The following is a 21,810-nucleotide window of genomic DNA, read 5'->3' on the forward strand; positions in this document are numbered from 1 at the left end:
AAATGAACTAATTATATTAAAATAAAATAAATATATATATTTTAATTAGCATTTAATAATTCAGTTAAATTAGCAGCAGCAGAATCTGCTGAAGAAATGTTATTTATTTTTTTATTAATCTTTTTTTTATTCATACGATTTGTATGATAAGAATATCCAGTTCCAGCAGGAATTAATCTGCCTACAATTACATTTTCTTTTAATCCTTTTAATTTATCACTTTTACCTGCTACAGCAGATTCTGTTAAAACTCTTGTTGTTTCTTGGAAAGAAGCTGCTGAAATAAAAGAAGAAGTTGCTAAAGAAGCTTTAGTAATACCTAATAAATCACGATTATATCGTGCAATAGTTTTTCCTTGATCTTTTAATTTTTTATTTTCTATATTAATTATAGAAACTTCTACTTGTTCTCCTTCTAAAAATTTAGAATCTCCCATTTTTGTTATTGTAGCTTTACGTAACATTTGACGTATAATAACTTCTATATGTTTATCATTAATTTTTACACCTTGTAATCGATAAACATCTTGAACTTCATTAATTATATAATTAGTAACTGCATTTACACCTCTTAATCTTAAGATATCATGTGCAGATTCCGGACCATCCGAAATAATATCTCCTTTATTAATTAATTCTCCTTCAAAAATATTTAATTGTCTCCATTTTGGAATCATTTCTTCATATGGATCTATATCTGTGTTTATAGGAGTAATTATTATTCTTCTTTTCCCTTTTGTTTCTTTACCAAAAGAGATAATACCACTAATTTCTGCTAAAATAGCTGCATCTTTAGGTTTTCGTGCTTCAAATAAATCTGCTACTCTTGGTAATCCTCCAGTAATATCTTTTGTCCCTCCTGATTCTTGAGGTACTTTTGCTAAAATATCACCTATATTAATCATACTTTCATCTTTTAAATGAATAATAGATTTATTAGGTAAAAAATAATGTGCAGGCATATCTGTACCAGGTATAATTATATCTTCGTTATTTTTATCTAAAATTTTAATCATAGGTCTGAAATCTTTACCTATAGAAGGTCTTTCGGAAGTATCTAATACAACAATAGATACTAATCCTGTTAAATCATCAGTTTGTTTTATAACAGTTTGTCCTTCTAGCATATCAACAAACTTTATCTTGCCACTAACTTCAGTAATGATTGGCATAGTATGAGGATCCCAATATGAAACTATTTCACCAGCAATAATATTAGATCCATTTTTTTTTGTTATAATAGCTCCATATGGTATTTTATAACTTTCTATAATTTTATTAAGATGATCAAGAACTTTTAGTTCAGCATTTCTAGAGATTACTACTAATTTATTAGCGTTATTTATTACTGATTTTGTGTTTATTAATTTTATAATACCATTATCTTTAACTTGTATACTAGATTCTGCAGCAGAACGTGAAGCAGCTCCTCCTATATGGAATGTTCTCATTGTTAATTGTGTTCCTGGTTCTCCTATAGATTGAGCAGCAATAACACCTATTGCTTCTCCTTTATTAATAATGTGTCCTCTAGCTAAATCACGACCATAACAATATGCACATACACCAAAAGAAGTTTCACAACTAACAACAGATCTAACTTTAATATTATCAATTCCATTTTGTTCTAAAATATTACAATATTTTTCATTTAATAAAGTATTTCTATAAATTAGAATGGTTTTACCGTCTATTTTTAAAATATCTTCTGCTGTTACTCTACCTAAAACTCTTTCTTTTAATGATTCTTTAATATCTCTTCCTGTAATAATAGAAGAAATCCTTATTCCTCCTAAAGTAGAACAATCATTTTCTGTTATTACTAAATCCTGTGCTACATCTACTAATCTTCTAGTTAAATACCCAGAATTAGCTGTTTTTAAAGCAGTATCTGCTAATCCTTTTCTAGCACCATGAGTAGAAATAAAATATTGTAAAACATTTAAACCTTCTCTAAAATTAGCGATAATTGGAGTTTCAATAATAGAACCATCTGGTTTTGCCATTAATCCTCTCATTCCAGCTAACTGTCTAATTTGTGCCGCAGAACCTCTAGCACCAGAATCTGCCATCATAAAAATATTATTAAAAGAACTTTGTTTAACTACATATCCCTTTTTGTTAATTATTTGTTCAACTGATAAATTTTTCATCATAGCTTTAGCTACTTTTTCATTAGCAGCAGCCCATATATCAATAACTTTATTATATCTTTCTCCAGCAGTAACTAAACCTGATTGAAATTGTTCTTGAATTTCATTAACTTCTAATTTTGCTTCATTAATAATTTCAGTTTTATTATTAGGTATAATAATATCATCTATTCCAACAGAAGCTCCTGATTTAGTTGCGTATTGAAAACCAGTATACATGATTTTATCGGCAAAAATAATTGTAGATTTTAATCCTAAAATTCGATAACATATATTAAGTATATTAGAAATATCTTTTTTACCTAAAGTTTTATTAATCATAGAATATGGTATTCCTTTAGGAACTTGATTCCAAAAAATAGCTCTGCCAATAGTAGTATTAACAATAATACTATTTTTAATCCATTTATTTGTTAATAAATCTTTTGTATATTCTTTAATTCTAACTTTAACACAAGCATGTAAATCTACTTGTCCTACATAATAAACACGTTCTGCTTCTTTAGGATCTGTTAATATCATTCCTTCACCATATGCATTAATCTTATCCTTCGTCATATAGTATATTCCTAATACTACATCTTGTGATGGAACAATAATTGGTTCTCCATTTGCTGGAGACAAAATATTATTAGTAGACATCATTAAAATTCTTGCTTCTAATTGAGCTTCTAATGTTAAAGGAATATGAACTGCCATTTGATCTCCATCAAAATCAGCATTATAAGCAGCACATACTAAAGGATGTAATTGTATTGCTTTTCCTTCAATTAAAATTGGTTCAAAAGCTTGTATACCTAATCTATGTAAAGTAGGAGCTCTATTTAATAATATAGGATGTTCTTTAATTACTTCATCTAGTATATCCCATACTATGGATTCTTCTTTTTCTACCATTTTTTTTGCAGATTTAATAGTAGTTGCAAAACCTTTAATTTCTAATTTACCATATATAAATGGTTTAAATAATTCTAATGCCATTTTTTTAGGTAAACCACATTGGTGTAAATGTAAATAAGGACCTACTGTAATAACAGATCTACCTGAATAATCAACTCTTTTACCTAATAAATTTTGTCTAAATCTTCCCTGTTTACCTTTTATCATATCTGCTAATGACTTTAAAGGACGTTTATTAGAACCTGTAATTGCTTTTCCTCTTCTTCCATTATCTAATAATGCATCAACAGCTTCTTGTAACATTCTTTTTTCATTTTTTACTATAATGTCAGGAGCTGATAATTCTAATAAACGTTTTAATCTATTGTTTCGATTGATAACTCGACGATATAAATCATTTAAATCTGATGTTGCAAATCTACCTCCATCTAAAGGAACTAAAGGTCTTAAATCAGGAGGTAAAACAGGTAATACATTCATTATCATCCATTCAGGTTTATTACCTGAATATATAAAAGATTCTAATAATTTTATTCTTTTGGCTATTTTTTTTCTTTTAGTTTCTGAATTTGTATTATGTATTTCATTACGTAATAATTTACATTCTTGTTGTAAATCAATATTTTTTAATAAATATTGAATAGCTTCAGCACCAATTTTGGCTTCAAATTCATCTCCAAATTCTTCTAATAAATCTAAATACTTTTCTTCAGATAAAATTTGTTTTTTTTCTAATGAAGACATACCTTCTTTAACAACAACATATGATTCAAAATATAAAATTTTTTCTATATCTTTTAAAGGCATATTTAATAATAAACCAATTCTGGAAGGTAAAGATTTTAAAAACCATATATGTGCAATAGGAGAAGCTAATTCAATATGCCCCATTCTATCTCTTCTTACTTTAGTTTGTGTAACTTCAACACCGCATTTTTCACAAATTACACCTCTATGTTTTAAACGTTTATATTTACCACATAAACATTCATAATCTTTAATAGGGCCAAAAATACGGGCACAAAATAAACCATCTCTTTCTGGTTTAAAAGTACGATAATTAATTGTTTCAGGTTTTTTAACTTCTCCAAAAGACCAAGATTTTATCATATCAGAAGAAGCTAAAGAAAGTTTTATTGAATCAAATTCTTCTATTTTTCTTTGTGATTTTAAAAAATTAAATAAATCTTTCACAAACTCATTACCTCAATTATATTATAAACCAGTAAAATTTTAATATAAAATTATTATTTATTTTCTAAATTAATATTTATACCTAATGAACGTATCTCTTTAAGTAATACATTAAAAGATTCTGGAATACTAGCTTCCATTTGATGATTTCCATCAACAATATTTTTATACATTTTTGTTCTACCATTAACATCATCAGATTTAATTGTTAACATTTCTTGTAAAGTATATGCGGCACCATATGCTTCTAAAGCCCAAACTTCCATTTCTCCAAATCTTTGTCCTCCAAATTGAGCTTTTCCCCCTAAAGGTTGTTGGGTTACAAGACTATATGAACCTGTAGATCTAGCATGCATTTTATCATCTACTAAATGATTTAATTTTAACATATACATATATCCTACAGTAACTGGTCTTTCAAAAGCCTCACCTGTACGTCCATCATATAATTTTATTTGACCAGAAACTGGTAAATTAGATAATTTTAATAATTCTTTTATTTCTTTTTCTTGAGCTCCATCAAATACTGGAGTAGCAATAGGAATTCCCTTTTTTAAATTATTTGCTAATAAAATAATTTCATTATCAGTAAAATTATTAAAATTTATATTTTGACGTGTATTATTACCAATATGATATACTTTATGGAGAAAACTACGTATTTTTTCTATATTTTTTTTTTCTTTTAATAAAATATTGATTTTATTACCAATACCTTTTGCCGCCATTCCTAAATGTGTTTCTAATATTTGTCCTATATTCATTCTAGATGGTACTCCTAATGGATTTAAAATAATATCAATAGGAACACCATTTTCGTCATAAGGCATATCTTCTATAGGGCAAATTTTAGAAATTACTCCTTTATTTCCATGTCTACCTGCCATTTTATCACCTGATTGTATTTGTCTTTTTACAGCTAAATTTACTTTAATTATTTTTAAAATACCAGGTGCTAAATCATTTCCTTGTGTAATTTTAATTTTTTGTATTTTAATTTTTTTTTTAAAAGTATTTTTTATTTCTTTATATTGTTTTATAAAATTATCTAGTTGTTTTTTTTTTAATTTAGTTTGTAAAGAAATAACAAAATTTATATCAAAAATTTTAATATTTTCTTTTTTAAGAAAATTTTTTTTTAACAAAAAATTTTGTATATTTAATAACATATTTTGTTCAAAAATTTTTTGTTCAGCAAGTAAATCTTCTTTAATTTGTTTTAATTGCATTTCTTCAATTTCTATAGTTCTTTTATCTTTTTTTACACCTTCTCTTGTAAAAATTTGTACATCAATAACAGTACCATATACTCCATTTGGAACACGTAAAGAAGTATCTTTTACATCAGATGCTTTTTCTCCAAAAATAGCACGTAATAATTTTTCTTCTGGCGATAATTGTGTCTCTCCTTTAGGAGTTACCTTTCCTACAAGGATATCTCCATTTTTTACTTCTGCTCCAATATAAACAATACCACATTCATCTAATTTAGATAAAGAAGATTCACTTACATTTGGTATATCAGATGTTATTTCTTCTGGACCTAATTTAGTATCACGTGATATACAAGATAATTCTTGTATATGTATAGTAGTAAATTTATCTTCTTGAACAACTTTTTCTGATAATAAAATAGAATCTTCAAAATTATAACCATTCCATGGCATAAATGCTACCCTCATATTTTGTCCTAAAGCTAATTCACCTAAATCTGTTGCAGGACCATCCGCTAATATATCTCCTTTTTTTACTAATTCTCCCAAATTTACACATGGAACTTGATTAATACATGTATTTTGATTAGATCTTATATATTTTTCTAAATGATATATATCTATATTATTTTGATTATTAAAAATATTATTTTCTTTTTTAACAATAATACGTGAAGCATCTACATACTGTATAATTCCAGAATTTTCAGCGATAACAGTCACACCTGAATCTATTGCTACAATTCTCTCCATGCCAGTACCTACTAAAGGTTTTTCTGTTTTTAGTGTAGGAACTGCCTGTCTTTGCATATTAGCTCCCATTAAAGCACGATTAGCATCATCATGCTCTAAAAATGGTATTAAAGAAGCTCCGATAGAAACAATTTGTTGTGTAGAAACATCCATATAATGAACTTGTTCTTTTTTAAATAAACTTGATTCACCTTTATAACGACATATAATAAATTTATCAATAATATATTTATTTTCATTAATATTAGTATTAGCTTGAGCAATAATAAAATTACCTTCTTCTATTGAAGATAAATAATTAATTTTATTAGTAACAAATCCATTTTTGATTAAAATATATGGTGATTCTAAAAATCCATATTGATTTGTTCTTGCATATACTGATAATGAATTTATTAAACCTATATTAGGACCTTCTGGAGTCTCAATAGGACATATTCTTCCATAATGTGTAGGATGTACATCTCGAACTTCAAAACCAGCTCTTTCTCTAGTTAATCCCCCCGGTCCTAAAGCAGAAATACGACGTTTATGTGTAATTTCTGATAAGGGATTATTTTGATCCATAAATTGTGATAATTGACTTGAGCAAAAGAATTCTTTTAAAGCAGCAGAAATAGGTTTAGCATTAATCATATCTTGAGGCATTAAAGTTTCGATATCTCCTAAAGATAATTTTTCTTTAACTGCTCTTTCAACCCGTATTAAACCTATACGAAATTGATTTTCTGCCATTTCACCAATAGAACGAATTCTTCTATTACCTAAATGATCAATATCATCAACATCTCCAGTACCATTTCTAATATTAATTAATTTTTTAATAACATCGACAATATCGTTTTTACTTAAAATACCAGTACCTGAAATAGATTCACGTGATAATGATCGATTAAATTTCATTCTTCCTACAGGAGATAAATCATAACGATCTTCTACAAAAAATAATTTTTTAAATAATAATTCCGCAGCCTCTTTTGTAGGAGGTTCTCCAGGACGCATCATTCTATAAATTTCTACTAAAGCATCTAAACGATTATTTGTATTATCTAATTTTAATGTTTCTGAAATATAATTACCATGATCTAAATCATTAGTAAAAATAGTTTCAATACTATTATTATGTTTAAAAATTCTATTAATAATATCTATTGATAAAGGATAATTAGCAGAAATAATAATTTCTCCTGTTGTTTTATCAATATAATCTTTTACAACTCTTTTTCCAACCATATATTCTATGGGAATATTTATACATTTTATATTATCTTTTTTCAATCTATTAATATGACGTATTGTAACTCTTTTACCTTTCTTTATATAAATAATATCATTTTTTTTAATATTAAAAAATGCTGTTTCCCCTCTTAATCTATCTGGTATTAACATCATTTCTATTTGGTTATTTTTTAATGTATAAATATTTTTTTCAAAAAAAATATCTAATATTTCTTCTATATCATAATCTAAAGCACGTAAAATAACTGTAACCGGTAATTTTCTTCTTCTATCTATACGTACAAAAATATTATCTTTAGGATCAAATTCAAAATCTAACCAAGATCCTCTATAAGGAATAATACGGGCATTATATAAAATTTTTCCTGATGAATGTGTTTTTCCTTTATCACTATCAAAAAAAACACCTGGACTTCTATGTAATTGCGAAACTACAACACGTTCAATGCCATTAACTATAAAAGTACCATTTTTTGTCATTAATGGTATTTCTCCCATATATACTTCTTGTTCTTTTATATTTTTAATAGATAATCCAGGTTTTTCTTTATCATAAATAATTAATCGTAATATTACTTTTATAGGAGCAGAATAAGTCATTCCTCTTGTATGACATTCTTTTACATTAAAAAGAGATTTTCCTAAATGATAACTTACATATTCTAATTTAGCATGACTATTATAACTAGATATAGGAAATATACTCTTGAATGCAGCTTCTAAACCATATTGCCCTTTAAGATCTTTTTTTATAAATTTTTTAAATGAATCAATTTGAATAGATAGTAAATATGGAATATTTAAAACCTGAGGTCTTTTTCCAAAATCTTTACGAATACGTTTTTTTTCAGTTTGAGAATAAACCATATGGTTCCTCAGTTATCTGATAAATTAAACAATTTAATTAAAATCTTATTTATCTTTATAATAAATACTATTTATATAAATAAATTTTCTATCAAAATTATTATAAAATTATTTAATTTCTATTTCTGCTCCAGAATTTTTTAATTTAGATTCTAAATCTAATGCTTCCTCTTTATTAAGAGATTCTTTTAATATAACAGGAGCTGATTCAACTAAATCTTTAGCTTCTTTTAATCCTAAATTCATTATGCTTCTAACAGCTTTTATAACAGAAATTTTATTTTTTCCTATACTTTTTAAGTATACATTAAATTCTGTTTTTTCTTCTTTCTCTTCTTTTTTTTGATTATTAATTTTTTCATTTGTTATCATACTAGATACATTAAATTTTTTTTCTATAGAACTTATTAATTCCATTATATCCATAATAGACATAGATTCTATAGCTTCTATAATTTGTTCTTTAGTTATTGACATAATACTTTCCTAAAATAATAACGTTTCTATTAAAATAAACTAAATTTATTTTATATTTTTAATTGCGAGTAAAACTCTAAAAAATTTTCCTACAGAAATATCTTTTATGATTATTAAAAAACGTGTTATAGCTTCTTTATATGTAGGTAAATTAGCTAAAAGATTAATATCTTCACTCTGTATTATTTTATTTTCAAATGCTGCTGCTTTAATTTTTAAATTTTCATCTATTTTATTAAAATTTTTGAATAAACGAGCAGCAGAACCAGGATGTTTAAGAGAATAAGCTATTAATATAGGACCGTGTATTAACGGAGCTAAACCTTCAAAACTACTATTTTTGATAATTAATTTTAATAATTTATTCCTTATAATATTAATAATAACATTATTTTCCCTACTTTCTTTTCTTAATTTATTTAAATTATTACTATTAACACCACAAAAATCAGCAATTACAGCTGATAAAGCTTTTCGATTTATTTTAATCATTTTTGCAACAATCATTTTTTTTTTTGTAATATTTAATGACATTATAAAATAATTGCACTCCCATTTTTTTATAAATAAAAGAATTATTATTATAAGATATAATGCTCATTTTAACAAAAAATTAAATTTTTTGTTAAAAATTATGATTGTAATATAAAAAAAATTTTTGTAAAGTAAAATATTAGTTTATTAAATTCATACAATCTTTAGTAATTTCTATCGAAATTCCCATAGTAGATGATATATATATTTTTTTGAAATAATTTCCCTTTAATTTTAAAGGTTTATATTTTTTTAAAATTTTTAATAATGATTTTAAATTTGTTTTAATTTTCATATTTTCAAAATTAATTTTTCCTATACTAGAATGAATAATACCATTTTTATCATTACGAAAATTTATTTGTCCATTACGTATTTTTTTTATTGTTTCAGTTATATTATTTGTTATAGTACCTAATTTAGGATTTGGCATTAATCCTTTAGGTCCTAAGATAGGACCTAATTTACTAACTATATCCATAGCTTCTGGTGTAGATATTACTATATCAAAATTTTTTTCACCTTTAGTAATTTTCATTGACAAATCGTTCATTCCAACTAATTCTATTCCTAATTTTTTTGCTGTAATTGCTTCTTGATTATTAGCAAAAACTGCAAATTTGATATTTTTACCAGTACCATAAGGTAAACAAACATTCCCTCTAATATTTTGTTCTGTTTTTTTAGGATTTATACCTAAATTAACAGCAATATCAATACTTTCAATAAATTTTACTTTACTTAAATTTTTTAAACTATTAATAGCATTTTCAATAGAAAATTGTTTTTTTAAATTTATATTTTTATACATTAAATCCATACGCTTTGTGAATTTTACCATTATATTTTAATCCTCAATAACTAAACCCATTGAACGTGCAGTACCTTCTATAGAAGACATCATAGATTTAATATTTATACCAGTCATATCAACATATTTAGTTTCTGCAATTTTTCTAATTTGATCTTGTGTTATGACTCCTATTTTATCTATTTTAGGTTTACTGGATCCCTTTTTAATTCCAAGTATTTTTTTTATCATTGCTGATACTGGAGGAGTTTTTGTAATAAATGTAAAAGTTTTATCAACATAAATTGTAATTATTACTGGAATAGGAGTACCTTTTTCTAGAGTACTAGTTTTAGAATTAAAAATTTTACAAAAATTCATAATATTTACACCATGTTGTCCTAATGCAGGTCCAATTGGTGGACTAGGATTTGCACTACCAGCAGGCACTTGTAATTTTACATAAGTTTTAATTTTTTTTGCCATAAATATATCTCCATTAGTTTAATGTTTTATCCTTTTTCTACTTGACGAAAATCTAATTCAACAGGAGTTGATCTTCCAAAAATTGATACAGAAACTTTTAATCTACTTTTTTCATAATCTACTTCCTCTACTATTCCATTAAAATCAGAAAAAGGTCCATCTTTTACTCTTATTACTTCTCCTGGATCAAATATTGTTTTTGGTCTAGGTTTATCTCCAATTTTTTGTAAACGATTTATAATTATGTCTACTTCTTTATCACTAATAGGTAAAGGATTATCAGATTTTCCTCCAATAAAACCTAAAACTTTAGGTACACTTTTTACTAAATGCCAACTTAATTCTTTCATAATCATATGAATTAATATATATCCTGGAAAAAATTTACGATCACTTTTATATTTTTGTCCTCCACGTATTTCAATTACAGCTTCTGTAGGAACTAAAATTTTACCAAAAAAATTATTCATATTATGAATTTTAATATATTCTTTTAATGATTTAGCAACATGATGTTCAAAACCAGAACGAGCTTGAATAACATACCATTTTTTTTTTAAAGATTTATTCATTATTATAACCTTGTTCCAGTTAAAAATGATATTAAATAAATTAAAAAATTATCTAATATATAAAAAATCATAGATATTATTGTAATAATTAGCATTATTATTAATGCTGTCTTCCAAGTATCTTGATAAGATGGCCATATAACTTTACTAGTTTCTATACGTGCATCATATATAAAAGAAAATAATTTTTTACCTTTTTTTGTAGATGATATGATAAAAATAATTAAAATTAATATAAAAAAAAATAAAATTAAACAAAGAAAAGAATGTATATTCCGGTAAAAATAATTAAATATTAAATCAAAAAATAACAAAATCATACTAACAAACCATTTTATGGTGTCTGTAGTATGTTTTTTTATATTTTTTTTAAATTCTACAATATTCATTGTATATTAACCAAAAAAACTATTATAAAATAATATATAAATTATATAGAAATATTACTAATAGTTTATTAAAATTTTAATATTTTAAAAAAAAGAATCAAAGGGAAGGGAGTACGTACTTACTTATTTTTTCCCTTATCTTCTTTTATATTATTATTTATTGTAAAACCTTAGTAACCACTCCTGCACCAACAGTATGACCTCCTTCACGAATAGCAAAACGTAAACCATTAGTCATTGCTATAGGATAAATTAATGTAACAATCATATTAATATTATCTCCTGGCATAACCATTTCAATATTTGAAGGTAATTCTATAGTTCCAGTTACATCTGTAGTTCTAAAATAGAACTGAGGACGATATCCCTTAAAAAAAGCTGTATGTCTACCTCCTTCTTCTTTAGATAATATATAAACTTCAGCTTCAAATTTAGTATGTGGTTTAATTGATCCTGGTTTAGCTAAAACTTGTCCTCTTTCTATATCTTCTCTTTTAATTCCTCTAAGAAGAATTCCTACATTTTCTCCTGCACGTCCTTCATCTAGTAATTTACGAAACATTTCTACTCCAGTACAAATAGATTTTATAGTATTTCTAATACCTATAATTTCTACTTCTTCTCCTACTTTTATAATACCTCTTTCTACTCTTCCTGTAACTACAGTACCTCTACCTGAAATTGAAAAAACATCTTCTATTGGTAATAGAAAAGGTTTATCAATTTCTCTTATAGGATTAGGTATATAATTATCTAAAGAATTTGCTAATTCAATAATTTTTTTCTCCCATTTTTTATCACCTTCAAGTGCTTTTAAAGCTGAACCTTGAATGATAGGAGTAGTATCTCCTGGAAAATTATATTGTGTTAATAAATCACGTACTTCCATTTCTACTAATTCTAATAATTCTTCATCATCGACCATATCACATTTATTAAGAAAAACTATAATATAAGGTACACCTACTTGTCTTGCTAATAAAATATGTTCTCTAGTTTGAGGCATAGGACCATCTGTTGCAGCAACTACTAGTATAGCACCATCCATTTGAGCTGCTCCTGTAATCATATTTTTTACATAATCAGCATGTCCTGGACAATCTACATGAGCATAATGTCGGTTTTTAGTATCATACTCTACATGAGATGTATTTATTGTTATACCTCTTGCTTTTTCTTCTGGAGCATTATCAATTTGATCAAAAGCTTTTGCTGAACCACCATATTTTTTAGATAAAACAGTAGTTATTGCCGCTGTTAGAGTTGTTTTACCATGATCAACATGTCCTATAGTACCTACATTAATATGAGGTTTAGAACGTTCAAATTTTTCTTTAGACACTGATTAATATCCTTCTTAAATAAATTAATACATATTCTTTTATTATATAAAATTTTATAATTTAGATCTAGATTCAATAATTATTTTTGAAATACTATTAGGTGCTTTAGTATATTTTAAAAATTCCATAGTATATGACGCTCTTCCTTGACTATAAGAACGTAAATCAGTAGCATAACCAAACATTTCTGATAAAGGAACACAAGCACGTATAGTTTTTCCAGTAGGAATGTTATTCATACCTTCTATAATTCCTCTTCTACGATTTAAATCTCCAATTACATCCCCCATATATTCTTCAGGAGTTTCAACTTCTACTTTCATTATAGGTTCAAGTAAAATAGGATTAGCTTTTTTAAATGCATTTTTAAAAGCAATTGCTGCTGCTAATTTAAAAGCTAATTCAGAAGAATCTACATCATGATAAGATCCAAAATGAAGTCTTACAGCAATATTTACTACAGGATAATTTGCCATAGGTCCTGATTTTAATTGTTCCTGAATACTTTTATCTATAGCTGAAATATATTCATTAGGTATTACACCACCTTTTATATCATTAGTAAATAAATAACCTACATTATTTTTTTGTGATTTTAATGGAGAAATATCTATTACTACATGTCCATATTGACCTCTACCTCCAGTTTGCTTGATATATTTTCCTTCTATATTAGTTATACTATTTTGTATAGTTTCTCGATAAGAGACTTGTGGTTTCCCAATATTTGCAGAAACATTAAACTCTCTTTTCATTCTATCAACAATTATTTCTAAATGTAATTCTCCCATACCAGCAATAATAGTTTGATTTGTTTCTTCGTTTGTCCAACTTCTTAATGAAGGATCTTCTTTAATAAGGCGGTTTAAAGCTAAACCCATTTTTTCTTGATCTATTTTAGTTTTAGGTTCTATCGCAATTGAAATAACAGGTTCTGGAAATTCCATTGTTTCTAATATAATACATTTATGAATATCACATAATGTATCACCTGTAGTTACATTTTTTAATCCAATAGCTGCTGCAATATCTCCAGCATAAACTTTTTTTATTTCTTCTCTTTTATTAGCATGCATTTGAACAATTCTACCAATACGTTCTTTTTGTTTTTTTATAGAATTATATATAATTTCTCCACTACTTACAGTTCCAGAATATACTCTAAAAAAAGTTAAATTTCCTACAAAAGGATCATTAGCAATTTTAAAAGCTAAGGCAGAAAATAATTCATTATCATTAGTACTACGAGTTATTAATTTTTTTTTTTCATTATTAGATATTCCTTGAATTGGAGGAATATCTTTAGGTGATGGTAAATAATCAACTATTGCATCTAATAATGCTTGTACTCCTTTATTTTTAAAAGCAGAACCACATGTTATTAAAGTAATTTCATTATTTAAAACTCTCTTTCTTAAAGAATTTTTAATTTCTTGTGTAGAAATTTCATATCCATTTAAATATTTTTCTAATAATATTTCATTAGATTCAACTGCTGTTTCTATTAACTTTTGACGCCATAATTTTACTTGACTTTTCATATTTAAAGGTATATCAGTGTAACTACAACTTATTCCCTGATCTTTTTCATTCCAATTTAAAGCTTTCATTTGTATTAAATCAATAATACCAGTAAATTTATGTTCCGATCCTATCGGTAGTTGTAATGGAACAGCTTCTGTTAATAAATTATTTTCTATTTGTTTAATTACTTTTATAAAATTTGCACCCATTCTATCCATTTTATTTATAAAAGCAATTCTAGGTACTTTATATTTATTAGCTTGTCTCCATACTGTTTCCGACTGAGGTTGTACTCCTCCTACCGCGCAATAAATCATAACAACACCATCTAATACTCTCATAGAACGTTCTACTTCAATTGTAAAATCTACATGTCCTGGTGTATCAATAATATTAATTCTATGTGATTTATATTGATTAAACATTCCTGACCAAAATGTTGTAGTAGCAGCTGAAGTAATAGTAATCCCTCTTTCTTGTTCTTGTTCCATCCAATCCATTGTAGCCGCTCCATCATGAACTTCACCTATTTTATGATTTACTCCTGTATAAAATAAAATTCTTTCTGTCGTAGTTGTTTTACCTGCATCAATATGTGCGCTAATACCAATATTACGATATCTTTTTATAGGAGTTTTACGACCCATATATTATTCCTCTATTTTAGAGATAAATTTTAAAATTATATTAATAACATTTAAATAAAATATTAGATATTGATTTATTAGCTACGCATATTTTTTAATTAATTGATTCATTTTATTTTAAATTGTTTAATTTAACATTTTACCAACGATAATGTGCAAATGCTTTATTTGCTTCTGCCATTTTATGTATTTCTTCACGTTTTTTAACAGCGTTTCCTTTATTTTCTAGAGCATCTAATATTTCATTTGTTAGTTTTAAAATCATAGATTTTTCTTGTCTTTTCCTTGCAGCATTAATTAACCAACGCATAGCTAAAGTATTTCTTCTTATTGGTCTTATTTCAACAGGAACTTGATATGTTGATCCACCTACTCTTCTTGATTTTACTTCAACTACAGGTTTTACATTTTCTAATGCACTTAAAAATATGTCTATTTGTTTTTTACCTATTTTTTTTGTTATTATATTTAATGCAGAATAAACAATAGATTCTGCAATAGATTTTTTACCATTAATCATAATTATATTAATAAATTTAGCTAATACATCTGATTCAAATTGAGAATCTGGTAATATTTTTCTTTGACTAATTATACGTCTACGAGACATGAAAATTTACTCCATTTTTAATAAAACTTAAATAAATATAAATAAAATAATATTTAATAATATTATTTAGGTTTTTTTGTCCCATATTTTGATCTACCTTGTTTGCGATTTTTTACTCCAGTACAATCTAAAGAACCTCTAATAGTATGATATCTAACTCCAGGTAAATCTTTTACTCTTCCTCCTCTAATTAAAATTACAGAATGTTCTTGTAAATTATGTCCTTCTCCTGAAATATAGGAGGTAACTTCAAAACCATTTGTTAATCTTACTCTACAAACTTTTCGTAATGCAGAATTTGGTTTTTTAGGAGTTGTTGTATATACTTTTGTACACACACCTCTTTTTTGAGGTGAAGAATTTAAAGCAGGCACATTTGTTTTAATTATTTTTTTTTTTCTATTTTTCCTTACTAATTGATTAATTGTTACCATATTTTCTCCTAAATTTATATTTTAAATATTATCTTTTTAAAATTACCATAATATTTGTTGTTTGTTTTTTATAACTAAATCAACAAATTTTATATAATCTATTCGTATAATTTTTGTTGAAATATTTATATTTAACCCTCTAGCCAATATATCATCATTTATTGCAAATATTAATATTTTCGTTTTTTGTTGCATTTTAATAATTTCTTCCATAAAAATACTATTTTTTAATCCAGCTATTACTCCATCTTGAATTAATAATAAATCATCGTTTTTATTTAAAATATTTAATAATAAAGAAAAATTACAAGATGATGGAGAATTAAATAAGGTATATAACATATAAGAATATTTTATTTAATTAAAAATTAATAACTATATTATAAGTATTAATTATTTTTTGCCATATTGATGGATTTATAATTTTAATAGGTATAACCCAATTATTTTTGTTATATTTTATTCCTAATATTTTTAAAGATTTTGAACAAACAAAATAATTATTAATATTACATAATTTTAAAACACTAAAACTAATATTATAATTTTTTAATAAAAAATTTTTTGTTTCTTGTTGTTTCTGTATTTGTAAAATACCATCTCCTATAAAAAACAAAGCTATATCCTCAGTTAATGAGGATATAGAAATTACTGCATCAAGTCCTTCTTTTCCAATACTATTTCCATAAGGAGATCTTGAAAATATAAATGCTATTTTATTCATTAAAATTGAACTAAGCGATCACAAGTTAATATAGATTTTGTAAATGTACTTAAAGTAGTTATTTTAAAGTAATTACTAATTATGTTATTTTTATTATTATAATTAATAAAATTATCTTTATAAGAATTATTTTTTTTTTCGAAAATTAAACCTCTTTTTTTAGCAGAAGTAATACATAAATATAAATTTATATGATATTTTATACTTAATTTTTTCCAAGATTTTATTAAATTAAATTCATTATCATCAAATCTAATATTTTTATTAGCATTACATACTCCATCTCGATAAAAAAAAATATTTTGTACTATTTTTTTTTTCTTTATTACTGCTTTCGTAAATAAATATGCAGAATAAGAATTTTGCTTATTATATAAAGCATTTGTTATTAATATTACAAAAACCATATAATTTAAAATCCAAAAATAATAACACATTTTAAATTAAAAAATTTATTTTCTTTACTTATAATTTTTTATGAATAAAAATTTTTTTATAAAAATAATATATTAATTAATAAACAATTATTTTTTAGATATTGAGTCTCTTATATCTATAAGTTCAATTTCAAATATTAAAGTAGAATTAGTTGGTATTCCGGAAATTATTTCTGTACCATAAGCTAATTTAGGAGGTATAACTAATGTTATTTTACCACCTTTTTTAATATATTTTAATCCTTCTTTCCAACCAGCTATTACTTGTTGTAAACTTATATATAAAGGTTTATTTGGCTCTGTACTATCAAATTCAGTACCATCAATTAATTTTCCTGTGTATTTAATTCCAATAAATTGATGATTATTTGTAATTTTTTTACCAAACCCCATTTTATTAATTTTATATATTAATCCACTTTTACTTTTTTTTACATTTTTCCCATTTAAAAATTTTTTTATATATTTTTGACCTTGAATTTTATTTTTTTTTGCTTCATCTTGTGTTTCATCTGGAGTAAAATTTTTTATATTAGTATCATATAATTGAATCATTCTTTCAATTTCATCATTAGAAAGTTTATATTTTCCATCTAAAGAATCAGCAACACCTTGAATAATTAATTTTTTATCTAATAATATTTTTAAATTTTTTTGTATTTGATATGTATGAGTTAAATATTTTCCAATTATTATACCTAAAGCATAAGACATTTTATCATTATCGTTTTTGAAAATTTCTTTTTTCTTTTTATTTTTTAAATTTTGTTTTTTTTTTTGGTGTTTTATTTTTTTTTTAATAATAGTTTTAGTTTTATTTTTATTCCACCATGACACATCGTGTATAAGTGCATTTGCAGTAGATATATTTAATCCAATACTTAAAATCAATATAATAAATATTGATGCTTTTTTAGTAAAAAATTTCATTTTTTCTCCAAAATTTTTTAGTAAGATTAAAATTTATATATATTAAAATATATAAAATAAGATATTTAATTATCTTATTTTATATAAATATTACTTTTAATAAAGTAAAAAAACAAGTTTAAATATCAATTTCTATAAAAAATTTAAATTAATAATTTTAACATTCGTCTTAATGGTTCAGATGCTCCCCAAAGTAATTGATCACCTACTGAAAAAATTGAAAAACAATTTTTATCTATATTTATTTTTTTTATTCTACCTACAACAATATCTAATTTCCCACTAACAAAAGCTGGAGTCAGAAAATTAATTGTATCATCAAAATTATTTGGTATAATTTTAACCCATTTATTATGAGAATTAATAATTTGAGTCAAATTATCTATAGATAAATTTTTATTTAATTTTATTGTAAATGATTGACTATGTGAACGTAAAGTAGCTATTCTGACACATACACCATCAATAGGGATTATTTTATTTGTGTTTAAAATTTTATTAGTTTCAAATTGACCTTTCCATTCTTCTTTTGTTTGTCCATTATTATTCATTTTTTTATCTATCCATGGAATTAAATTATTAATTAAAGGTATATGAAAATAATTTTTTGGAAAACTGGAAGAATACATTTGTTTTGAAATTTTTTGTTCTATATCCAAAATATTATAAGAACTATTATAAGCTAAATTAGGTATATTTTTAGAAATATATTGTATTTGTAAAATTAATTCTTTCATAAATTTTGCACCAGCTCCTGATGCAGCTTGATATGTAGAAACATAAAGCCAATCAATTAGATTATTTTTAAATAATCCTCCTAAAGCCATTAACATTAAACTAACTGTACAATTACCTCCTACAAAGGTTTTTACTCCCATATTTAATTTTTGTTGTATGTACTTTAAATTAATAGGATCTAAAACAATAACAGAATCATTTAATGTTCTTAAATTAGAAGAAGCATCTATCCAATAACCATTCCAACCTATTTTACGTAATTTAAAATAAACTTTATCTGTATATTTACTGCCTTGACATGTTATAATTATATCTAATTCAAATAGTTTTTTAAAATCATAAGCATTTTCTAATTTTTTATGTTTATTTTTTATATTAAAATTAGATGTAGATTTTCCATACTGAGAAGTAGTAAAAAAAATAGCATTGATATTATCAAAATCTTTTTTTTTTAACATTCTCTGTATTAAAATTGATCCTACCATTCCCCGCCAACCAATAAAACCTACATTTTTCATTATTTCACCTTATAAAAGTTATATTTTTTATTTTATATAAATTTTAATTTAAAAAAGTTTACTTAAAATTTTTTTAAAAAATATTTTAATATAAAATTTTAAATTTAATAAAAAATTAAAATAATTATATAATATTTTAAAATAAATATTATTATTTAATTTAATAAATTTTATTTTATTAAAATAAAAAACTAGATAATTTTTTTTATATTCCAATTAATTGGTGTTTTTTTTTTTAAAATAAGATATTTATTTGTTTTAGAAAAATGTTTACAAAAACAAAATCCTTTATGAAAGGATAAAGGAGATGGATGTGATGTTGTTAAAATTAAATGTTTTAAAGTTATTAAATACATTTTTTTTTTTGCATATGTTCCCCATAATAAAAAAACAATATTTTTATAATTTAAATTAATTATTTTAATTACATTATTTGTAAAAATTTCCCAACCTATATTAAAATGCGATTGTGGTTTTCCTTTTTCTACAGTTAAAACAGAATTTAATAACATAACTCCTTCATTAACCCAATTTATTAAATATCCATGATTAGGAATCCTAAAATTAGGAATATCTAATTTTATAGCTTTATAAATATTTTTTAATGTAGGTGGAATAATTATATTAGGCATAACTGAAAAAGCTAAACCATTAGCTTGATTAACGCTATAATAAGGATCTTGACCAATAATTACTACTTTTAATTTATTAAAATTTATTTTTTTAAAAATATTAAAAATATATTTTTTTTTAGGATAAATTATTTTATTATTATTGATATCTTTATTAATTTTTTCAATTAATCTTATAAAATACTTTTTTTTTTTTTCTTTTTGAAAAAAATTTTTCCATATAAAATTTTTATTTTTCATTATAATATATAATTTTAAAAATATAAATTTATGTATAATTTTAAAATATTATATATTATTATTAAAAAAAATAAAATTTTATTATATTTAAATTCTTGTTTTTAATTTTTTATTAAAAACTATAACCATAAGAAATATTAAAATGAAATATTATGAAATAGTATTAATGATAAATCCAGACCAAAGTAATCAAATAAATAACATTGTAGAATATTACAAAAAATTTATTATTACAAATAATGGTTCTATTTCTAGATTTGAAGATTGGGGAAGAAGACAATTAGCTTATCCTATTTTAAAATTACATAAAGCTCATTATATATTAATAAATATAACATTAAGTAATACTAATACAATAAAAGATCTTGAAAAAAATTTAAGAATTAATGAACATATAATAAGATATCTCATAATTAAAACAAAAACAGAAAGAAAAAATATTTCTTGTATTTTGAAATCAAAAGATGAACGTCAAGAAAAACGTAATGATGTTATAAAAACAATATAAAGTTCTATAAATATAAATTTATTTAATAATTATTTGGAGTATATAAAATGATACGCTATTTTCGTCGTCGTAAATTTTGTCGTTTTACAGCAGAAGGAGTTAAAGAAATTGATTATAAAGATATTTATATTTTAAAAAATTTTATTACTGAAAGTGGAAAAATTGTACCTAGTAGAATTACTGGTACTAAAGCAAAATATCAACGACAGTTAACTAAAGCTATAAAATTAGCAAGATATTTATCTTTAATTTCTTATACTGATCATCATAAATAAATTTATAAAATTATTATTTTTTGTTTTAACAAAATTTTTAATTATAAAGAGTATTAAATAATGAAAATAATTTTATTAGATTCTATTTTAGGTTTAGGAAAAAAATTTCAAATTATAAATGTTAAACCTGGATATGCACGTAATTTTTTAATACCTAAAAATAAAGGTATTATTGCTACAAAAAATAATATTAATTTTTTAGAAAAAAAAATTTTAGAAAAAAAATCTAAAATATTAGATATTTTAAATAAAGCAAAATTAAAATTAAAGAAATTTAATTATATAGAAAAAATAATAATTAAAGCTAAAGCAGGAAAGAATGGTAAATTATTCGGATCAATTGGAAAAAATGATATTTTAAAAAAATTAAAATCAATGAAATTTGAAATTTTAAAAAAAGAAATACAACTCCCTAAAGGGGGTTTTAAAAAAATAGGAGAATATAATGTTATTTTTCAATTTCATGAAAAAATTTTAACTGAAAAAATAGTTAGTATAATAAATGCTGAATAATTAATTTATTTTATTTAATATTAATATATTGACTAATTAATAATTTTTTATGTATAATTATTACATATGGAACATGATTATTTAAAACAATATTATTTTACAAACCCAGTCAGGTCTGGAAAGAAGCAGCTGTAGTAAAAATAATATGTGTAAAAAAATAATCATGTTC

Annotated in this window: 21 protein-coding genes and 1 other RNA gene; 4 read left to right on the forward strand and 18 right to left on the reverse strand. The window is 23.7% G+C overall.

Annotation, left to right across the window (positions count from 1 at the left end; all coding sequences use genetic code 11):
• Nucleotides 1-41: 41 nt before the first annotated feature.
• The 18 genes from rpoC to ung form a co-directional block, all read right to left on the reverse strand.
• Nucleotides 42-4,247: a DNA-directed RNA polymerase subunit beta' gene (gene rpoC, locus GJU02_RS01575; protein WP_168919335.1), complete on the reverse strand. Its 4,206-nt coding sequence runs from the start codon at nucleotides 4,245-4,247 to the stop codon at nucleotides 42-44.
• Between the two features lie 53 nt (nucleotides 4,248-4,300).
• Entirely contained in the window at nucleotides 4,301-8,320 is a 4,020-nt protein-coding gene (gene rpoB / locus GJU02_RS01580) for a DNA-directed RNA polymerase subunit beta (protein ID WP_168919336.1), read from the reverse strand.
• Between the two features lie 108 nt (nucleotides 8,321-8,428).
• On the reverse strand, nucleotides 8,429-8,797 hold the full coding sequence (rplL, locus tag GJU02_RS01585) for a 50S ribosomal protein L7/L12 (RefSeq protein ID WP_168919337.1): 369 nt from the start codon (nucleotides 8,795-8,797) through the stop codon (nucleotides 8,429-8,431).
• Nucleotides 8,798-8,842: 45 nt separating this feature from the next.
• Nucleotides 8,843-9,331, reverse strand: coding sequence for a 50S ribosomal protein L10 (gene rplJ, locus GJU02_RS01590; RefSeq protein WP_168919338.1), 489 nt, complete (start codon nucleotides 9,329-9,331; stop codon nucleotides 8,843-8,845).
• 139 nt (nucleotides 9,332-9,470) lie between these two features.
• Nucleotides 9,471-10,172, reverse strand: a complete 702-nt coding sequence (gene rplA, locus GJU02_RS01595) for a 50S ribosomal protein L1 (RefSeq protein ID WP_168919339.1) — start codon at nucleotides 10,170-10,172, stop codon at nucleotides 9,471-9,473.
• A 6-nt stretch (nucleotides 10,173-10,178) separates the two neighbouring features.
• Nucleotides 10,179-10,607 (reverse strand): 50S ribosomal protein L11, encoded by a 429-nt coding sequence (gene rplK / locus GJU02_RS01600; RefSeq protein ID WP_168919340.1) that lies wholly within the window; start codon nucleotides 10,605-10,607, stop codon nucleotides 10,179-10,181.
• Between the two features lie 26 nt (nucleotides 10,608-10,633).
• Nucleotides 10,634-11,179: a transcription termination/antitermination protein NusG gene (nusG, locus tag GJU02_RS01605; protein WP_168919341.1), complete on the reverse strand. Its 546-nt coding sequence runs from the start codon at nucleotides 11,177-11,179 to the stop codon at nucleotides 10,634-10,636.
• A gap of 2 nt (nucleotides 11,180-11,181) precedes the next feature.
• Nucleotides 11,182-11,568: a preprotein translocase subunit SecE gene (secE, locus tag GJU02_RS01610; protein WP_168919342.1), complete on the reverse strand. Its 387-nt coding sequence runs from the start codon at nucleotides 11,566-11,568 to the stop codon at nucleotides 11,182-11,184.
• Nucleotides 11,569-11,725: 157 nt separating this feature from the next.
• The gene (gene tuf, locus GJU02_RS01615; RefSeq protein WP_168919343.1) at nucleotides 11,726-12,910 is read right to left on the reverse strand and encodes an elongation factor Tu; all 1,185 of its coding nucleotides are present in this window, start codon (nucleotides 12,908-12,910) and stop codon (nucleotides 11,726-11,728) included.
• Nucleotides 12,911-12,964: 54 nt separating this feature from the next.
• Complete coding sequence (gene fusA, locus GJU02_RS01620; RefSeq protein WP_168919344.1) at nucleotides 12,965-15,082, reverse strand: elongation factor G; 2,118 nt, start codon at nucleotides 15,080-15,082, stop codon at nucleotides 12,965-12,967.
• Between the two features lie 139 nt (nucleotides 15,083-15,221).
• Nucleotides 15,222-15,692, reverse strand: a complete 471-nt coding sequence (gene rpsG / locus GJU02_RS01625; protein WP_168919345.1) for a 30S ribosomal protein S7 — start codon at nucleotides 15,690-15,692, stop codon at nucleotides 15,222-15,224.
• Nucleotides 15,693-15,754: 62 nt separating this feature from the next.
• The gene (gene rpsL / locus GJU02_RS01630; RefSeq protein WP_168919346.1) at nucleotides 15,755-16,126 is read right to left on the reverse strand and encodes a 30S ribosomal protein S12; all 372 of its coding nucleotides are present in this window, start codon (nucleotides 16,124-16,126) and stop codon (nucleotides 15,755-15,757) included.
• 42 nt (nucleotides 16,127-16,168) lie between these two features.
• Nucleotides 16,169-16,468, reverse strand: a complete 300-nt coding sequence (tusB, locus tag GJU02_RS01635; protein WP_168919347.1) for a sulfurtransferase complex subunit TusB — start codon at nucleotides 16,466-16,468, stop codon at nucleotides 16,169-16,171.
• A 19-nt stretch (nucleotides 16,469-16,487) separates the two neighbouring features.
• Nucleotides 16,488-16,850: a sulfurtransferase complex subunit TusC gene (gene tusC / locus GJU02_RS01640; RefSeq protein ID WP_168919348.1), complete on the reverse strand. Its 363-nt coding sequence runs from the start codon at nucleotides 16,848-16,850 to the stop codon at nucleotides 16,488-16,490.
• Nucleotides 16,850-17,257 (reverse strand): sulfurtransferase complex subunit TusD, encoded by a 408-nt coding sequence (gene tusD / locus GJU02_RS01645; RefSeq protein ID WP_168919349.1) that lies wholly within the window; start codon nucleotides 17,255-17,257, stop codon nucleotides 16,850-16,852. Before tusD ends, tusC begins: the two co-directional genes overlap by 1 nt.
• A gap of 117 nt (nucleotides 17,258-17,374) precedes the next feature.
• A complete protein-coding gene (gene fkpA / locus GJU02_RS01650) occupies nucleotides 17,375-18,217 on the reverse strand; it encodes an FKBP-type peptidyl-prolyl cis-trans isomerase (protein WP_168919350.1) in 843 nt (280 codons plus the stop codon).
• 143 nt (nucleotides 18,218-18,360) lie between these two features.
• Complete coding sequence (gene asd / locus GJU02_RS01655; protein WP_168919351.1) at nucleotides 18,361-19,473, reverse strand: aspartate-semialdehyde dehydrogenase; 1,113 nt, start codon at nucleotides 19,471-19,473, stop codon at nucleotides 18,361-18,363.
• A gap of 191 nt (nucleotides 19,474-19,664) precedes the next feature.
• The gene (gene ung / locus GJU02_RS01660) at nucleotides 19,665-20,345 is read right to left on the reverse strand and encodes a uracil-DNA glycosylase (protein ID WP_168919352.1); all 681 of its coding nucleotides are present in this window, start codon (nucleotides 20,343-20,345) and stop codon (nucleotides 19,665-19,667) included.
• 142 nt (nucleotides 20,346-20,487) lie between these two features.
• On the opposite strand from ung, the gene rpsF reads away from it, so the two are divergent.
• From rpsF to ffs, 4 genes are all read left to right on the forward strand, one after another.
• Complete coding sequence (rpsF, locus tag GJU02_RS01665; RefSeq protein WP_168919353.1) at nucleotides 20,488-20,853, forward strand: 30S ribosomal protein S6; 366 nt, start codon at nucleotides 20,488-20,490, stop codon at nucleotides 20,851-20,853.
• Nucleotides 20,854-20,900: 47 nt separating this feature from the next.
• The gene (gene rpsR / locus GJU02_RS01670; protein ID WP_168919354.1) at nucleotides 20,901-21,128 is read left to right on the forward strand and encodes a 30S ribosomal protein S18; all 228 of its coding nucleotides are present in this window, start codon (nucleotides 20,901-20,903) and stop codon (nucleotides 21,126-21,128) included.
• Between the two features lie 60 nt (nucleotides 21,129-21,188).
• Nucleotides 21,189-21,641 (forward strand): 50S ribosomal protein L9, encoded by a 453-nt coding sequence (gene rplI, locus GJU02_RS01675; protein ID WP_168919355.1) that lies wholly within the window; start codon nucleotides 21,189-21,191, stop codon nucleotides 21,639-21,641.
• 73 nt (nucleotides 21,642-21,714) lie between these two features.
• An RNA gene (ffs, locus tag GJU02_RS01680) (signal recognition particle sRNA small type) lies at nucleotides 21,715-21,809 on the forward strand.
• Nucleotide 21,810: the final 1 nt, after the last annotated feature.

The organism is Enterobacteriaceae endosymbiont of Donacia thalassina (assembly GCF_012568245.1).
In the GTDB taxonomy this organism is placed as follows: domain Bacteria; phylum Pseudomonadota; class Gammaproteobacteria; order Enterobacterales; family Enterobacteriaceae.

What these genes read in the sequence shown, in the direction of transcription:
- rplA (WP_168919339.1), bottom strand. Translation starts at nt 10,172, where the DNA reads ATGGTAAAATTCACAAAGCGTATGGATTTAATGTATAAAAATATAAAT.
- secE (WP_168919342.1), bottom strand. Translation starts at nt 11,568, where the DNA reads ATGAATATTGTAGAATTTAAAAAAAATATAAAAAAACATACTACAGAC.
- rpsG (WP_168919345.1), bottom strand. Translation starts at nt 15,692, where the DNA reads ATGTCTCGTAGACGTATAATTAGTCAAAGAAAAATATTACCAGATTCT.
- asd (WP_168919351.1), bottom strand. Translation starts at nt 19,473, where the DNA reads ATGAAAAATGTAGGTTTTATTGGTTGGCGGGGAATGGTAGGATCAATT.
- nusG (WP_168919341.1), bottom strand. Translation starts at nt 11,179, where the DNA reads ATGAATAAATCTTTAAAAAAAAAATGGTATGTTATTCAAGCTCGTTCT.
- fusA (WP_168919344.1), bottom strand. Translation starts at nt 15,082, where the DNA reads ATGGGTCGTAAAACTCCTATAAAAAGATATCGTAATATTGGTATTAGC.
- rplJ (WP_168919338.1), bottom strand. Translation starts at nt 9,331, where the DNA reads ATGTCATTAAATATTACAAAAAAAAAAATGATTGTTGCAAAAATGATT.
- rpoB (WP_168919336.1), bottom strand. Translation starts at nt 8,320, where the DNA reads ATGGTTTATTCTCAAACTGAAAAAAAACGTATTCGTAAAGATTTTGGA.
- rpsL (WP_168919346.1), bottom strand. Translation starts at nt 16,126, where the DNA reads ATGGTAACAATTAATCAATTAGTAAGGAAAAATAGAAAAAAAAAAATA.
- tusC (WP_168919348.1), bottom strand. Translation starts at nt 16,850, where the DNA reads ATGAATAAAATAGCATTTATATTTTCAAGATCTCCTTATGGAAATAGT.
- rpsF (WP_168919353.1), top strand. Translation starts at nt 20,488, where the DNA reads ATGAAATATTATGAAATAGTATTAATGATAAATCCAGACCAAAGTAAT.
- ung (WP_168919352.1), bottom strand. Translation starts at nt 20,345, where the DNA reads ATGAAAAATAAAAATTTTATATGGAAAAATTTTTTTCAAAAAGAAAAA.
- tusD (WP_168919349.1), bottom strand. Translation starts at nt 17,257, where the DNA reads ATGGTTTTTGTAATATTAATAACAAATGCTTTATATAATAAGCAAAAT.
- rplK (WP_168919340.1), bottom strand. Translation starts at nt 10,607, where the DNA reads ATGGCAAAAAAAATTAAAACTTATGTAAAATTACAAGTGCCTGCTGGT.
- rpsR (WP_168919354.1), top strand. Translation starts at nt 20,901, where the DNA reads ATGATACGCTATTTTCGTCGTCGTAAATTTTGTCGTTTTACAGCAGAA.
- rplL (WP_168919337.1), bottom strand. Translation starts at nt 8,797, where the DNA reads ATGTCAATAACTAAAGAACAAATTATAGAAGCTATAGAATCTATGTCT.
- fkpA (WP_168919350.1), bottom strand. Translation starts at nt 18,217, where the DNA reads ATGAAATTTTTTACTAAAAAAGCATCAATATTTATTATATTGATTTTA.
- tusB (WP_168919347.1), bottom strand. Translation starts at nt 16,468, where the DNA reads ATGTTATATACCTTATTTAATTCTCCATCATCTTGTAATTTTTCTTTA.
- rplI (WP_168919355.1), top strand. Translation starts at nt 21,189, where the DNA reads ATGAAAATAATTTTATTAGATTCTATTTTAGGTTTAGGAAAAAAATTT.